Annotated in this window: 17 protein-coding genes and 1 pseudogene; 5 read left to right on the top strand and 13 right to left on the bottom strand. The window is 43.7% G+C overall.

Annotated features, from left to right (window positions below; translation table 11 throughout):
- Nucleotides 1-14 precede the first annotated feature (14 nt).
- Nucleotides 15-1,379: a patatin-like phospholipase family protein gene (locus tag LIN98_RS02250; RefSeq protein WP_014167512.1), complete on the bottom strand. Its 1,365-nt coding sequence runs from the start codon at nucleotides 1,377-1,379 to the stop codon at nucleotides 15-17.
- A 261-nt stretch (nucleotides 1,380-1,640) separates the two neighbouring features.
- On the opposite strand from LIN98_RS02250, the gene LIN98_RS02245 reads away from it, so the two are divergent.
- The 3 genes from LIN98_RS02245 (at nucleotide 1,641) to LIN98_RS02235 (ending at nucleotide 3,212) form a co-directional block, all read left to right on the top strand.
- Nucleotides 1,641-2,084, top strand: coding sequence for a Panacea domain-containing protein (locus LIN98_RS02245; protein ID WP_061870001.1), 444 nt, complete (start codon nucleotides 1,641-1,643; stop codon nucleotides 2,082-2,084).
- Nucleotides 2,085-2,086: 2 nt separating this feature from the next.
- Nucleotides 2,087-2,644 (top strand): RelA/SpoT domain-containing protein, encoded by a 558-nt coding sequence (locus LIN98_RS02240; protein ID WP_231098008.1) that lies wholly within the window; start codon nucleotides 2,087-2,089, stop codon nucleotides 2,642-2,644.
- 91 nt (nucleotides 2,645-2,735) lie between these two features.
- Entirely contained in the window at nucleotides 2,736-3,212 is a 477-nt protein-coding gene (locus tag LIN98_RS02235) for a (p)ppGpp synthetase (RefSeq protein ID WP_249856145.1), read from the top strand.
- 111 nt (nucleotides 3,213-3,323) lie between these two features.
- Here the strand turns inward: LIN98_RS02235 and murQ are convergent, their stop codons facing one another.
- Nucleotides 3,324-4,238, bottom strand: coding sequence for an N-acetylmuramic acid 6-phosphate etherase (murQ, locus tag LIN98_RS02230; protein ID WP_061870002.1), 915 nt, complete (start codon nucleotides 4,236-4,238; stop codon nucleotides 3,324-3,326).
- Complete coding sequence (locus tag LIN98_RS02225) at nucleotides 4,235-5,365, bottom strand: anhydro-N-acetylmuramic acid kinase (protein WP_014167510.1); 1,131 nt, start codon at nucleotides 5,363-5,365, stop codon at nucleotides 4,235-4,237. Before LIN98_RS02225 ends, murQ begins: the two co-directional genes overlap by 4 nt.
- Nucleotides 5,366-5,450: 85 nt before the next feature.
- Here LIN98_RS02225 and glmU point away from each other — a divergent pair, with 85 nt between their 5' ends.
- Nucleotides 5,451-6,821: a bifunctional UDP-N-acetylglucosamine diphosphorylase/glucosamine-1-phosphate N-acetyltransferase GlmU gene (gene glmU, locus LIN98_RS02220; RefSeq protein ID WP_005546352.1), complete on the top strand. Its 1,371-nt coding sequence runs from the start codon at nucleotides 5,451-5,453 to the stop codon at nucleotides 6,819-6,821.
- Between the two features lie 151 nt (nucleotides 6,822-6,972).
- On the opposite strand, the gene LIN98_RS02215 is transcribed toward glmU, so the two are convergent.
- The 3 genes from LIN98_RS02215 to deoC all read right to left on the bottom strand — a co-directional run bounded on the left by LIN98_RS02215 (nucleotide 6,973) and on the right by deoC (nucleotide 9,650).
- Nucleotides 6,973-8,064, bottom strand: a complete 1,092-nt coding sequence (locus LIN98_RS02215; RefSeq protein ID WP_005568508.1) for a YdcF family protein — start codon at nucleotides 8,062-8,064, stop codon at nucleotides 6,973-6,975.
- A gap of 137 nt (nucleotides 8,065-8,201) precedes the next feature.
- Nucleotides 8,202-8,951 (bottom strand): DNA-binding transcriptional repressor DeoR, encoded by a 750-nt coding sequence (gene deoR, locus LIN98_RS02210; RefSeq protein WP_005546355.1) that lies wholly within the window; start codon nucleotides 8,949-8,951, stop codon nucleotides 8,202-8,204.
- Between the two features lie 27 nt (nucleotides 8,952-8,978).
- Nucleotides 8,979-9,650 (bottom strand): deoxyribose-phosphate aldolase, encoded by a 672-nt coding sequence (deoC, locus tag LIN98_RS02205; RefSeq protein ID WP_249856144.1) that lies wholly within the window; start codon nucleotides 9,648-9,650, stop codon nucleotides 8,979-8,981.
- A gap of 191 nt (nucleotides 9,651-9,841) precedes the next feature.
- Between deoC and LIN98_RS10405 the strand changes: the two are divergent.
- Nucleotides 9,842-10,114: pseudogene (locus tag LIN98_RS10405) on the top strand (helix-turn-helix domain-containing protein); the annotation flags it as partial.
- A gap of 602 nt (nucleotides 10,115-10,716) precedes the next feature.
- On the opposite strand, the gene LIN98_RS02200 reads toward LIN98_RS10405, so the two are convergent.
- The 7 genes from LIN98_RS02200 to LIN98_RS02170 all read right to left on the bottom strand — a co-directional run bounded on the left by LIN98_RS02200 (nucleotide 10,717) and on the right by LIN98_RS02170 (nucleotide 14,488).
- Nucleotides 10,717-11,226 carry a hypothetical protein gene (locus LIN98_RS02200; RefSeq protein ID WP_014702418.1) on the bottom strand — a complete coding sequence of 170 codons (510 nt, stop codon included), beginning with the start codon at nucleotides 11,224-11,226 and terminating at the stop codon, nucleotides 10,717-10,719.
- Nucleotides 11,213-11,419: a hypothetical protein gene (locus LIN98_RS02195; protein WP_005594668.1), complete on the bottom strand. Its 207-nt coding sequence runs from the start codon at nucleotides 11,417-11,419 to the stop codon at nucleotides 11,213-11,215. The genes LIN98_RS02200 and LIN98_RS02195 overlap by 14 nt, the downstream gene beginning before the upstream one ends.
- Nucleotides 11,409-11,780 carry a hypothetical protein gene (locus tag LIN98_RS02190; protein ID WP_005594667.1) on the bottom strand — a complete coding sequence of 124 codons (372 nt, stop codon included), beginning with the start codon at nucleotides 11,778-11,780 and terminating at the stop codon, nucleotides 11,409-11,411. Before LIN98_RS02190 ends, LIN98_RS02195 begins: the two co-directional genes overlap by 11 nt.
- The gene (locus tag LIN98_RS02185) at nucleotides 11,773-12,336 is read right to left on the bottom strand and encodes a host cell division inhibitor Icd-like protein (RefSeq protein ID WP_249856143.1); all 564 of its coding nucleotides are present in this window, start codon (nucleotides 12,334-12,336) and stop codon (nucleotides 11,773-11,775) included. Before LIN98_RS02185 ends, LIN98_RS02190 begins: the two co-directional genes overlap by 8 nt.
- Nucleotides 12,337-12,945: 609 nt before the next feature.
- Complete coding sequence (locus LIN98_RS02180) at nucleotides 12,946-13,371, bottom strand: winged helix-turn-helix domain-containing protein (protein ID WP_005657512.1); 426 nt, start codon at nucleotides 13,369-13,371, stop codon at nucleotides 12,946-12,948.
- A 71-nt stretch (nucleotides 13,372-13,442) separates the two neighbouring features.
- The gene (locus LIN98_RS02175) at nucleotides 13,443-14,216 is read right to left on the bottom strand and encodes an antA/AntB antirepressor family protein (protein ID WP_249856142.1); all 774 of its coding nucleotides are present in this window, start codon (nucleotides 14,214-14,216) and stop codon (nucleotides 13,443-13,445) included.
- Nucleotides 14,213-14,488 carry a hypothetical protein gene (locus LIN98_RS02170; RefSeq protein WP_005594661.1) on the bottom strand — a complete coding sequence of 92 codons (276 nt, stop codon included), beginning with the start codon at nucleotides 14,486-14,488 and terminating at the stop codon, nucleotides 14,213-14,215. The genes LIN98_RS02175 and LIN98_RS02170 overlap by 4 nt, the downstream gene beginning before the upstream one ends.
- Nucleotides 14,489-14,503 lie beyond the last annotated feature (15 nt).

The following is a 14,503-nucleotide window of genomic DNA, read 5'->3' as shown; positions in this document are numbered from 1 at the left end:
CGCACCTATCAAGATTATTGCAATGCCTTCAGCGCTTCTTGATATTCTTTCGATTGCTCTAACAAAATCTTAGCGGCTTCGCGCAGTTTATCCACATCAGATTCAGGCAAATAGAAAGAGGTGCCGATATGTAACACATCGGTTTTTAACTGTCCTTCAGGCAGATTCCGCAAACTCAAATTCACAAAATAAATCTTAATTTTTACGTCTTTTTTGCGCTTGGTGTAAGCATTCCATTGGTCGGCAAATTTTTGTGAATATTGCAATGTGGATTCCGTCGCTTTATCAATAGGCACACTGATAACTGTATTAACCACTTCTTTCACGCCCGGCACATCCGCCGATTTATCTATCTGACTGGTATTTTCGTTTTGCGCATTCACATTCACCACCACAATATTGCGCAAATTGGACTTTTTCAATTCTGTATATAACTCATGCATACTCAATAAATTCGACATATCCAATAAACTCGCCAAGCCCAAATTGTCTGTCAAACCGCCGTCTACCAAATGTAAATAGGTTTTTTCGGGATTATTTTGATAGCGGGCAAAACGTTTTTCCATAGCATTAAAATTATTCAGCAGGAGCCAATAACCCGGCTGTTCGGTCAACATCGCTTTTTTGTTATGGATATGGCAAGATCCACCATGATTATTGAGCGTCACCGGCGAAAAAATTAACGGCACGGCGCTGGACGCCGCCACCGCGCGGGCAATTTCAATATCGTTTAAATCCAGACAAAGCCAATCAAAGAAATCTTGGGTAAAGGAGATTTTTTGCCCCATGGCCATGTCCGTGGCATTGATCACCGCAAAAGGACCTTTTCTATGTTGGGCGAGGTCGGCAAATTTTTTCCCTTTATATAACGCAAGATTCAACTGCTCCTGCAACAAATCGCTCCGCCCGAATTGCGGGGAGGTTAGCCGAGGCACGTTGCTCATGGAGAACACTTCGTTAATTACTTTCTTTTGAAAGTCCTTTTTCAAAAAGGATTCGTTAAATTTCGGGATCACATCCTGCCCTTCCTGTGCAAAATATGCCGCCAACACCGAACCGCCCGACACGCCGTACACCACATCAATATTTTGCAACAGAGTATCGCCTTTTTCCGTCGGTCGCACCGAGGCGTTTTTGAATTGCTCCAACACGCCGTAGCCCAAAGATGCCGCCCGCGAACCGCCGCCGGAAAAGGTCATAATCACCAGATTCTCTTTTTGCAACGCCTGCTGCATGACGTTTTCCAAACGATAACCGCTTTGCAGATCGATGTGTTCAATGGTTTTGGCAGGTTGATAAATGATGGAGTGGCAAGCGGTTAGCAACGCTAAACCGGCGGCGAGAAAGGTCAATCGGAAAGGAAAGTTCGCGCGTTTCATAACAATATCCCTTTGACGGATTTGGATAAAATTTATTCTACAACGCTTAGCAAGAAAGGGGAAAGTGCGGTGGATTTTTTCGGTGTTTTTATTTTGAAAATGTGATCGGTGTGGCAATTAAGGAACAAAATGTGAAGATACGCATGGTGTATTTACTCAAATTTACAAAGAAAATGGTGGTATACAGTATTGGTTTATAACAGAGAAAGGTATACAATCCTAAGCCAAATTTTAGTTTATTATAGAATAAGGAGGTAAATTGTGGGTTATTCATCTATTGCTATCGCCAACTCATTCATTGGCAAGGCTAATATTGGAGAAATTTCTAATTTAACTCCAATGAAACTACGAAAATTAATGTTTTATACGCAATCTTGGTATATTAAGCTTTATGGTAAGCCTTTGTTTGAGGGGGGGGTTGAAAGATGGCAATTTGGTCCGGTGCTACCGGAAATTTACCATGAGTTCAAACCATTTGGTTCTCGAATTATCTCTAGTTTTGGTACTGATATATGGGGGAAACAGCAAATTATTAAAGAAAGTGATAAAGATACTCTGTTGTTTTTAGATAAGATCATTGAAATATACGGTAAATTTGATGGACCTCAGTTATCTTGGATGACTCATCAACCTGAAACGGCATGGTCTATGGGACGTTTAGGAAGTGTTATTACTCAAGATGAGCTTTTTAATGGAAAAGTATAATAATGTCCAGTATTGAGAATATAAAAACAGAATTTGAATTTAATTATGTTCAAAAAGGTGAGGCTGGTATCGAAAGTCCACCTTTTTTATTGCCTTCAAAATCATCAGTAGCCAAGGCTGGCGATTATTTAAGAAAAATATCTCAAAGCAATAATGAAGAAATAGATCAAAAAAAATTAATACGCTTTATTACTATACTAGAAACATATAGAAGTTACCACTCATATAATATTTCAGTTTTTGAAAGACTACTGAATAAGAAAATTCAGAGATTAAATCTATATGATAAATGTATCATATCTTCGCGCTCAAAAAGGTTTTCTTCAATTATACAAAAATTAAAAAGATTTCCTGATATGAAATTATCTCGAATGGGAGATTTAGCTGGAGTTAGAATAATTTTAAAGAATATGGATGCATTGAGAGTGTTTGTTAGTGATAATTCAAATACAATCTGTGAACTTAGGAAGGAAAATTTCTTCTGTTATGTAAATAAAACGCATGATTATATAGAAACTCCTAAAAAAGATGGGTATATGAAGTGTACATCAAGTATTTGAAGATAAAAATTATAAACTAAAATTAGAGTTGCAAATTAGAACTCAGTTACAACATGAGTGGGCAACCATAGTTGAAATATTGGGCTCTTTGATGAAAACATCATTTAAAGTTGGACAAGGTGATGAGGGAATAAGATTATTTTTGAAATTATGTAGTGCATTATTTTCTTATCAGGAAGATACTCCAATAATAGAAGAGTTTAATAATTTTTCTGTTGTGCAAATATGTGAAAAAATAAAAGATTTAGATTCAAAATTAGGTGTAATAGATAAACTAAAAAGCGTTAGTGCTATTGATGTAGAACATAACCCTAGCGCAGCATATTATTTGTTAATATTAGATTTAAAAAAACATAATACTGAAATTAAAACTTTTAATGAGAATGAGAAATTTAAAGCTGAGCAGGTATACTCCCATTATGAACAAGATTCTTTTAAGAATGAATTTCTTGATGTGGTGCTAGTTTCGGTTGATGATGTAAACCAATTAAAAGATGCGTACCCTAATTATTTCTTAGATACAACTAGCTTCATAAATAGAATGGAAAACTTACTAATGAATAGATAGTAATTTTTTTGTTGTATACACTTCGTTTCTCCAAATAATTTCAAGTCCAATTCCCGTACTTGCCCTCGGCTTTTAAAGCCTATAAAGTGCGGTCGTTTTTTCCGGCGTTTTTCACCCCACCAAGGCGTTCTGTAATCTTCCCTTATGTTGCACTAACACGGCTTCCGCCTGCGTTTTATCCAATCCGCTTAACAACATCATGATCGCGAGTTTGGCATTGCCGTTGGTGGTGTGTAGGGTTTGTTCGGCGGTGGTGGCATCGCAGTCGGTGGCTTGCATGACAATGCGGATGGCGCGGGCTTTGAGTTTTTGGTTGGTGGCTTGCACGTCCACCATCAGGTTTTGGTAGCATTTGCCGAGGAGGATCATGGCGGCGGTGGTGAGCATATTCAGCACCATTTTTTGCGCTGTGCCGGATTTTAAGCGGCTGGAACCGGTGAGAGCTTCAGGGCCGACGGCGGTGGTGATGGCGATGTCCGCGATATCGCTCATAACAGCGTTCGGGTTGCTGACCAAGGACACTGTGGTTGCACCGAGCTGTTTGGCGTAGTTCAAACCGCCGATCACATAAGGCGTACGTCCGCTGGCGGCGATGCCCACCAGTACGTCTTTAGCGCTGAAATTGATGTGGCGTAAATCCTGTTCGCCTGCGGCGGCATTATCTTCCGCGCCTTCCACCGCGTTACGCAACGCCGTGTCCCCGCCGGCAATTAACCCCACCACCATGCCGGATGGCACGCCGAAGGTGGGCGGGCATTCGGAGGCATCTAATACGCCAAGGCGACCGCTGGTGCCGGCACCCAGGTAAACCAAGCGTCCGCCCGCCTGAAATGCCTCCTCAATGCGTTCTACCGCTTGTGCAATTTGCGGCAGATTTTTTTCCACCGCCAACGCCACCAATTTGTCTTCCTTATTTAATAAGGTAACGACCTCCAACGTCGACAGGGAATCAATGTGCATGGTGTTCGGATTGCGCTGTTCGCTTAACATTTTTTCGAGGCTGTTTACTAAATTTTGTTCGCTCATGAGATCTTCTCCGCAGGAAAAATGGCGCCCAAACTGACCGCACTTTTGGCGCCGGTCACGCTGGGTAAATTGGATGGTAGGTTGTGAATGCGACGATAGGCAAGCCAAGCGAAGGCGGCGGCTTCCACATAATCCACATCTAAGCCCACGTCGTTGGTCGGACGGCATTGCCAATTTGGCAGCAGCGCTTGCAGGCGCTCCATCAGCAAGCCGTTTTTCGCGCCGCCGCCACACACCAACAAATGGCGCGGCAGTTCGGTTTCAAGCTGATTTAAAGCAAGGGCAATGCTTTGCGCGGTGAATTCCAATAAGGTGGCTTGCACGTCTTGCGGCGGTATCTCGTCTAAAAGTGCGGTCGTTTTTGCCAGCGTTTTTTCAAGCCACGCAAGGTTGAACAATTCGCGCCCGGTGCTTTTCGGCGGCGGTAGTTGGAAATAAGGCTCTTTCAGCATTTCCGCCAATAATGCCGACCGCACTTTTCCGCTGCGCGCCCATTGCCCGTCGGCGTCGTAGGATTTGCCCAGATGGCGCTCAATCCAACCGTCCATTAAGGCGTTGCCCGCGCCGGTGTCGTAGCCGATAATCGGCTGATGGGGAAACAGCACGGAAATATTGCTGATCCCGCCGATGTTCAACACCACCGTCGCCCAACGTTCATCATAAAACAGCGCTTGATGAAAAGCAGGCACCAGCGGCGCCCCTTGTCCGCCGAATGCCATATCCTTACGCCGAAAATAGCCCACCACGTCAATGCCGGTGCGCGCTGCAAGCAGATGCATATCGCCAATTTGTAGGGTAAACGGAAAATCCCCCTGCGGCGCGTGCCACACGGTTTGCCCGTGGCAGCCGATGGCGCGGATATGTTGCGGAGATAGGTTGTGGGTGGTGAGGAAGCGGTTGACGGCGTCGGCGTATAACAGGGCTAAACGTTGATCTAGCTCGCCCAGTTGCTGTAATGTGGTGGTGCCGTGAGAAACTAATTGCAATAAATCTTGTCGTAAATGCGTCGGCATTGGCGTGAATTGCCCGGCAATGAATTGCGGTTGTTCGGTGAATGCCATCAGGGCAACGTCCACACCGTCCAAACTGGTGCCGGACATGATGCCGAGATAATATTCCTGTTGCATATTGCGGCGTATCCTTAACTTAACTCGAAATTGCAAGAATGATATACTAGCGCGCAATTTTTAGCGAACAAAAGAGACATTTTTTATGACAACTCAAGCACTCAGCGTAGTAATTCTGGCCGCCGGCAAAGGCACCCGTATGTATTCCGATTTGCCGAAAGTGTTGCACCCTATTGCGGGCAAACCCATGGTGAAACACGTCATCGACACCGCTAAACAACTCGGCGCGCGCAATATTCATTTGGTTTACGGACACGGCGGCGATTTAATACAACAACGCTTGGCGGGCGAACCGGTGAACTGGGTGTTGCAAACGGAACAACTCGGCACAGGTCATGCCATGCAACAGGCGGCGCCGTTTTTTGCCGATGACGAAAACATTTTAATGCTCTATGGCGATGCGCCTTTGATTACTAAAGACACCTTGGAAAAACTCATTGCCGCCAAACCGGACAACGGCATTGCCTTGTTAACGGTCGTGTTGGACAACCCGACGGGTTACGGTCGCATTTTGCGCGAAAATGGCAATGTCGTTGGCATTGTGGAACAAAAAGATGCCAACGTGGAACAGCTTAACATTCAGGAAGTGAACACCGGCGTGATGGTGTCCGACGGCGCATCCTTCAAAAAATGGCTGGCGCAGCTGGATAACAACAACGCGCAAGGCGAATACTACATGACCGATGTTATCGCCTTGGCAAATCGCGACGGTTGCCAAGTGGCGGCGGTGCAAGCGGTGGATTTAATGGAAGTGGAAGGCGCGAATAATCGCCTGCAACTGACCGCACTTGAGCAATATTTCCAACAAAAACAGGCACGCGAATTATTGCTGGCGGGCGTGATGTTATTGGATCCGAACAGCTTCAAACTGCGCGGCGAATTGAGCCACGGCAAAGACGTGGAAATCGACATGAACGTGATTTTAAACGGCAAAGTGCGGTTAGGAAATCGGGTGAAAATCGGTGCAGGTTGTGTGTTGACTAACTGCGACATCGGCGATGACGTGGAAATCAAACCGTATTCCGTGCTGGAAGATGCCTCCGTAGGCGCCAATGCCGCCATCGGACCGTTCTCCCGCTTACGTCCGGGCGCCGACTTGGCGGAAAACACCCACGTGGGCAATTTCGTGGAAATCAAAAAAGCGTACATCGGCAAAGGCTCCAAAGTGAACCACTTAACCTATGTGGGCGACGCGGAAATCGGCAAAGATTGTAACATAGGCGCAGGCGTGATCACCTGTAACTACGACGGCGCCAACAAATTCAAAACCACTATCGGTGACAACGTGTTTGTCGGCTCCGACAGCCAACTCGTCGCCCCGGTCACCATCGAAAGCGGCGCTACCATCGGCGCAGGCTCCACCATCCGCTACGACGTCAAACGCGACGAACTGGTCACCACCCGCGTTCCGCAAAAACACGTCCAAGGCTGGGAAAGACCGACGAAGAAAAAATAATCCATTGATTTGAATAGAAAAGAGCAACATAGCTTGGCTGTGTTGCTCTTTTTTTTTTAGGGAAATGCCGGACATAAAAAGTGCGGTGAAAATTCACAGCGTTTTTCAACCGCACTTTGGCTCGGGATGCGACCCAATTTGCATTACAGAATTAATCTTGTAGTGCTCCGCTATTAAACATTGGCAAGCCCATGGTTTTCAGGCTGTCGCGATAGATTCCCAATAAATCTTTTTCACTCACTTTTTGTAATTCGTCTAACGGTTTGTCTAGCGCCGCCACCGTTTCGATTTTGATGTTTTGCGGACCGGATTCCAAGGCGGCGATTTCAAACAACGCCTGACCGCGCCGCACATGGCTACCGGAGCTGATGAGGGAGGCGTGTTTGATATGGTGTTTCGCCAAGGCGTAACGGGAAAATAACGCATTTTCCACCGTTGAACGGGCGTAATTGTCGGCATAAATGCGTTTGGCATCGATGCCTTTGTTAATCAGCCATTGTTTCATTAATGCCCCTTCCGTACGATTATTTTGCGGCATGCCGCCGGTGACAATAATCAATGCATCAGGATTTTGTTTGGCGATTTCCAAGGTTTTTTCCAAACGCTGAATCAAAATGTCGTGCATACTGCCGTCCGGATTTAACGCATAACCCAAGGTAATAATGGCGGAATCCGCCGGCAATTTATTCGCCAATTTATCGCTAATCGGTTGGCTTGCGGCGTTATCAATAATCTTGAAGACCTGCTCCAGTTCCGCTGCTTTTTGCGGTGCCAGCGCTTTTAAGCGGGTGAAGTATTTGTCGGTTTCCCCTTGGTTTTGTTTAAAACGATTCCACGCGGTTAAATAAATATGTGCTTTCACATCATCAGGCGCCACCGTGAGCACTTTTTGGTAAAGCTCGATGGCTTTGTCCGTATTGCCGTTGTAAATGTTGGCATTTGCTGCGCCGAACAGAAAATCAACGCGGTAAGGTTCCAATTCATAGGCTTCCAACAAAATCGCGGCAATGCGTTCCATGTTGCTTGGCAATTTTGCGGTAAAGCCCGCATTGGACACCCGCGCCGGTGAATTTTGGATTTTCACCGCCTGCGCGATTAAATCATCCACCACCTGCCGTTGGGTGAGTAACTGTTGATAGTTTACCTGCGGTTCCAACACGGCTAACGGTTGTGTATTTGCCATGGTATTAAAAGCTAACGCGGAAATCATGGCAAACAATGAAATTTTTAAGGTTTTATTCATCTGATTCTCCTTGGATTGGTGTTTATAAAGATAGTGTATTGCAATTGCATTTAAAAACCACGATTTAGATCACATTTTGAGGTTTTTCTGTGTGAAAAAACGCCATGATGATCATGGCGTTTGGGTTCCCTTTCACTTTATTTCACTAACATCTTCGGCACCTCACCAAAGCCCGCCGGTAGCGGTTGGTTGGAGATCAGCAGATCAAATTGTGCCAATTCGCCGATATAGGCTTGTTGGATTTTATGCACTTTATGGTGATCAAAAACCAAAATGGCCAGTTGGGTTTTTGCCATGGCTTTTTGCTTCACTTTCGCTTCATCCACGCTAAAGCAGGTCACACCTTTTTTTATATCGATACCTGAGGCGGAAATAAAGGCTTTGGTGGTGCAAATGGCGTCCAGTTCGCTGTGTAATTGCACGGAAGTCAGGAAAGAATTGTGGCGCGAATAATGTCCGCCGCACAGAATCACTTCGCAGTGCGGTTTGTCCTGCAACGCCATAAAACTATTGATGGAGCAACAAAGTGCGGTGAATTTTATCTGCGGATCGATTTGCGAAATGATAAACGGAATGGTGCTACCGCAATCGAAGAACACGGTATCTCCGTCCTTGACGAGATTGGCGGCGAGTTTACCGAGCCACATTTTTTCCGTAATGTGGCGCGTTTGTTGGTCAAAAATCTGATAATGATTGCCGCTTTTTTGTGGGTTCATCACGATATAGCCGCCCAATAACACCACATTGCCGCTGTCGGAACTTAAATCCCGACGTAAAGTCATTTCCGACACATCAAGCATTTGTGCCGCGTCGCGCAGATGGATTTTATCTGTTTGTTTGAGCAAAAATTCCAGTTTTTGTACCCGTGAGGTTTGTTTTTTCTCCATGCTGTGCTGTCTTTCCTAACGTATTGATTAATAAGGGCTGCCGGAGTCCTGTAAGCCGTGAATAATGGCGATGCCTGCGCTGGCGCCGATACGGGTTGCGCCCGCTTCAATCATGGCTAACGCGGTTTGCGTATCGCGAATCCCGCCGGAGGCTTTTACGCCGATGTTACCCACGGTTTGTTTCATTAACGCTACATCTTCCACGGTGGCGCCGCCTTTATTGAAACCGGTAGAGGTTTTCACAAACGCCACATTTAACCTTTTGCAGATTTCGCAGGCGCGTACGATTTCTTTTTTGGTTAGCAGACAGGTTTCCAAGATCACTTTTAACGGCGTGCCATAGCAGGCGGCAAGTACGCCCTGAATATCCGCTTTTACCGCGTCCCACTTACCGGATTTAATCCACCCCACGTTGATCACCATATCGATTTCATTGGCGCCGGCGGCAATGACTTCTTTGGTTTCAAAGGCTTTCACGGAGGTGAGATTCGCTCCCAACGGAAACCCTACTACCGTACAAATTTTCACATCGGAACCGGCAAGTTTTTGTTTTGCCAACGGAATATGGCAGGAATTAATACAAACGGAAAAGAAATGATGTTCAAGGGCTTCATCACACAGTTTCAAAATATCCGCCTCGGTTTTCTCGGCTGTGAGGGCGGTGTGGTCGATATAATGGGCGATTTGTTTTGCGTTCATTGGTAACTCCTTACTGCAACAATTAATTAAGGGAATTATAGCGAAAATAAATTTTAGGAACGTGATCTGTATAACATTTTTGAGGTTTTTTATTGGGTAGGGGGATTTTTGTGAGATTTGTAACAGTGAGGAGAAAGAAAAGTGATCTACCCTACCAAAAAAAACTGGACACCTAATTTGAGGTGCAGATTATGTCTTACTCTTACCAATTTCGTTTAAAAATTATCAAGCCGGTCACCGAGCAGGATTTCGGTATATGAGAGGTGGCTAAATTTCATCAGATTTCTCGTTCTCAAGTCATTTATTGGAAAAGCCTTTCGTGAAAGAGGGCTTGATGGCGTAAAATCGCCTTATACAAACCTAAAACCTCCAAAATTCTGAAACCCCAAATGAAAAGAACGCAGATTGAAGTGGCTGAAACAAGTGACTTTTCACCACAAGCCTTTAAAAAACTGAAACGGGAATCGTATAACTAAAATTCAAGGCTTTGGTAGTATCTTATAGGAACGCTTAGGAAATAAAAAAGCCCTTGAGGTTAATATTTTCAAGGGCTTTTAGGTTTTGTAAAGTTTGCTTTGGACTATGTTTTGGTGGGCTGGGGTTATCTGAATTGTTGCTTGTAAGCCTTGTTATTGCTAGATTTGTGCAATTTGGTTTTTACTCCGTATAACTAAACGTATAACTAAAATCTAAAGTGCCTATAAAAATGGCGGTAATCGGGAGGTTTCTGAACGCTATAAAAAAGAGGTTTTCGGGAATTATAAAAAAGCGATTTAACCAGAAGATGATGATGGTTAGAAATGTGAAAAATTGGCAGTCTCCGCGCACCCGTTACCCCGTGGAAGTCCTAGCCCATCTAGGAGTACCTTTACTCAAAGGTAAACAAGTCCGGTTTTATCTGTCATCATAAAATCTTAATTTTGCGGTGGTGGTAATTGAGTGGGATGGGCGGTTTTAAGGCCTAAAACCTGCAGTAATTTCCCGCGCGCGCGTACTGGTCGCGAAATTCAATAAAAAAGGCTCAATGCACTACATCAAGCCTTTTTACATCGGTGTAACCGGTGGATTAATCCACTTTGCTATCCGTCGTTTTTTGCCCTTCAACGCGCTCAATACTGAGCTGGTCAATCTGCTCTACCACTTCCGAAAACTTATGGATTAGATAGCCGCTCACCTGATTAAATGCCTTCAAAAGTGCGGTCTGTTCTTGGGTTAAATTGGTGCCCTTGGCTAATTCATTAAATAACTTTCCACCACCTTTTAACCTGCCGGCTAAATCGGCGCATTCTTCCCGCATTTTTAGCTTATGATGGAAATCATCAGGGTAAACCTCTAAGCATTTGCGGTTACTGTCATGAATTAGCTTAAATTGGCGCGTTATTTGGCTATATTCCACCACCAAAGGGTTAAATGGTAGCTTCCCCTGTCTTTTATCTTTCGTCGCTCCTTGCGCTTCCTGTTGCGTCTTTGGGCTATCCTCAAATTTGAGGGTATGGGAATTTTTAACCGAACCAATTTTGGGCGCGTTGTTTGCCTTCCATTGCTCAAGCTTTGCCATTGGATTAGTTGGTTTCATTTCCACCCTCCGTTAAAACGGTGATAGTTTCTAAACGTCTGCCGGTAATATCTGTTTCGCCAATCTCAGCTTTCGCCCTGATTTTGGCTTGTAGTGCGTCTCTAAGTGAACAATATTGACCTGCTGTGAATTGGTCGCCATTGTCATAAATAAAGATTAATTGATAGGGTAGGTTCACTTGTTTAATCATCATTTCTTTCAATCTCCCCATCTAAGCCACCAGCAAGATAATATTCGCTCAAGCTAGCCGTTTCTCTTAGCGCATTGAGAAGATAGGCATTTGCCTTGATTAATCCCCCGATATGTTTCACGTTATCGTTACTCATTGCCTCCCGTGTAAAATCCTGCTCTGTGTCGGCAAGATTCCCCAGCGTTTGCATTAAGTCGCCTAAGTGCATCAATCCATATTCGATAGACTCACAAAGATTTTCAGATTCATTGTGCAAGTCTGTTAATTTTTTCTTGCTCATTGGTACAGGGATTTGCTTGTAGTTGTTAATGTCGTAAAAGTCCGCCATCTCTTGAAGTGCAGATAAAATTGATTGATTAAACATTTGCGCCCCCTTGTATTGCAGATACAGAAAGGGCTGAAAGTGCCGCTAAAGTGCGGTTATTTTGAGGGTAGATTTTCATTGTTGGATTTCCTCTCGTTTTAGTAAGTAATGAATTATCGCCCGTGATAGGGTGCGACAAGGTATCAACTACCGACGAAAGACGGCGGATCTGATTCGTGCTTAAAGCCTTAGTTCGATCTCTTAACCTTGTCGCAAATTCGATATAAGACAACGTGCCTAATTTTTTAGGAACGTGCAAGGAATGAATTTTAGACAAAAAAATAGCACTAAAATAACGGTCGTGCTTACCGCTTTCGTTTGTAGTGCTTTCAATACTACCCACATTCTGCCCTGCTGGCAAGCTGTGATTTTTTACAGAGTCAGATTCAGCTTTAACATCCAACACTGGTGTAAGTTTAGGGTTTTGGTTGATTCTGCCAACAAAAATCAAGTTTTCGCCGCGGGTAAATCGGGCGCGGGCTTGTTGTTCATTATCAGCAAGAAGTCTGATTTTGATTTGAGGTGCGCGTGATAGCGCAAAAATGAATTGATACATTTGCGTAGATTCCAATAACTGATTTTTAGAATCTACCGCTAGACTTCTCACGGTCGGGCGGTAGAACGTAACAGGGTGAGAAACTGTCGTTATTGGAAAACAGCCCGTCAAAGACGGCCTATTACGCTCTACCATTGAATGAATTTTAGATTAGATAAAACAAAATCCGCAAATTCTTGAGGTGTGCGAATGTTACGAACAAAAAAAAGCACGGTTAAAAGGCGTGCTATCGTTCGCCAATAACTTAATATTCAGCTTCTCACGGCTGGCAATCGTTTTTTGCGACTGCGTGAATATATTGGCAAAAATATGGGGGGTTGTAAAGCGGTTTTTGAGGGTAATTTCGATTTTTTGATAGTAAAAAATTTACCTAACTTAGGAAAAAATTTTACATACCTTGCGCATTTTTTAATCATTTTTATGTTGAGTTGAGTAAAAATTTTACTAAGTCAGCGTATTTTTAGCACTCTCATTGGGTAAAATTTTTACTACCTTTATATATTATAGCCATAGGCTATGTTTTTTTATTGTATTTTTTATCTGTAAAATTATTCAAAAAATGAACGATAAATATAATTTGGTCTTTCGCAAAAAAATTCGGGCCAAAAGCTAAAATGACTTTTTCCATTTATCGCTCGGTCTTTCTGTCGCTTTGATAAATATTCCCGCCTTGTTTACATCATTTAGCGGAAAGCACGTTAAGGCATAAAGTGAGCATTGATTCTTGCCACCTTGTCGGGTGGTTTCAATAAAGCCGTTCTGTTCAAGCTCTTTTAGTCCGGTTCTTAGACTAGGGGCGGATAAGTTAAATTCTTGCTTAGATCGGCTTTGTGGCGCGGATAAATCCCCGTTATTCTTACGGTTATATTTTGCCAATAAGTGTAAAAAAGCCACTTTTGCGGAATTGCTTAAGCCTAAGAAGCTAGGGCTATTGATTACATCATGCCGTAAGGCAGTGAATGTACTGTCATTAATACTTTTTTTCAGTTCGCTACGTTTACCGCTTCTGCCTTTTCTTTCTGCGTAACCCGTCATATAATAAACCTGTTCAATTTATATTTAATCTTGCCTATGCCCATTCTTGAAGAAAGCATAGGCATTTTTGTTTATGAATGGTGGCGTTCCCGTTCTGCCAGTGTTATCAATCGTCCTTTGCGCTCGTAGTAGTTCATGCCTAAATTAATTAGCGCGGTGTTGGTGGCCTGCAAGGTTTTCAGGGTGTTTAGTTGTTCTGTGGTGAATCTGTCGCGCACATTGCCAATAATGCCTTGTTGTTTCTTCCACCGGCGCACGTTTTCACCTAGAACAAGACTATCCAGCATTTCCTGCATTTCCTGTTCCCTTGAGTAATAAAACGCTTTAGGGGCTTTATTAGTGCGCTGTAATGTTGCCTTGATTGCGTCCGTCATTTCTCGGTTATGGTCGATTGCCGCCAACCGTGCCTGTGTTTTGGCAAGCGTGTTTTTATAAACCGTTGGCGCAACCTGTCTTAACTGTCTTTCTGCGTCAATAAAGTGCTGTCTAACCGCTCTGCCGATTTCGTTCTTCTCCATTAAGCAAAGGTGCTTTGCCATATCAAGGGTAACGATATAATCAACCCTATTGTGTCCTCCTCGGGTTTCTTTTTGCTCGCCCATTTTGTCGTGCAAAAAACAATCACTTTCTTTGCTTGCCAATTTTGGCAAATCAACGACTAAACTTTGAACAATGGCAAAATCTTGATTTTCAATAAAGCCCGCTTGATTAATTCGCGCTTTAATCCATTTTGAATAATCCCGCCCCACTTTCAAAAGTCGGTGAACATCGCGTGCATTAATGCCTTGATTTCCACCATCAAGGGCTTGTGTGGTTTGTAATAGGTTTATAATTTCGGTTTTCATGGTGTCATCTCCTTTAGTCGCTTTTCCATGCGCTCTAAATGTTTCTTGGTCGTGTAAAAGCTGGTTTTTAGTGATTCATTCAACGGGTGAGCATCTATAGCGCACTCTAAATCGCTTACCTTGAGCTTTAATACATCCACCACCTCGTTTATTGGGTAAGCCTCAAAATCGTCATACAGGCTCGGAAAAGTGAAGATTTGAGCCGATTTCTGATAATGTTTAACCGCTTGAAGCAAAATTAGCGGGTTATGTTTTGCTATGGTGCATTTCATTAAATACTTATCCTT

The sequence above is a fragment of the Aggregatibacter actinomycetemcomitans genome, from assembly GCF_023518055.1.
GTDB lineage: Bacteria > Pseudomonadota > Gammaproteobacteria > Enterobacterales > Pasteurellaceae > Aggregatibacter > Aggregatibacter actinomycetemcomitans.
Note: the sequence above shows the minus strand (reverse complement) of the source record. Positions and strands in the feature narration are given on the sequence as shown.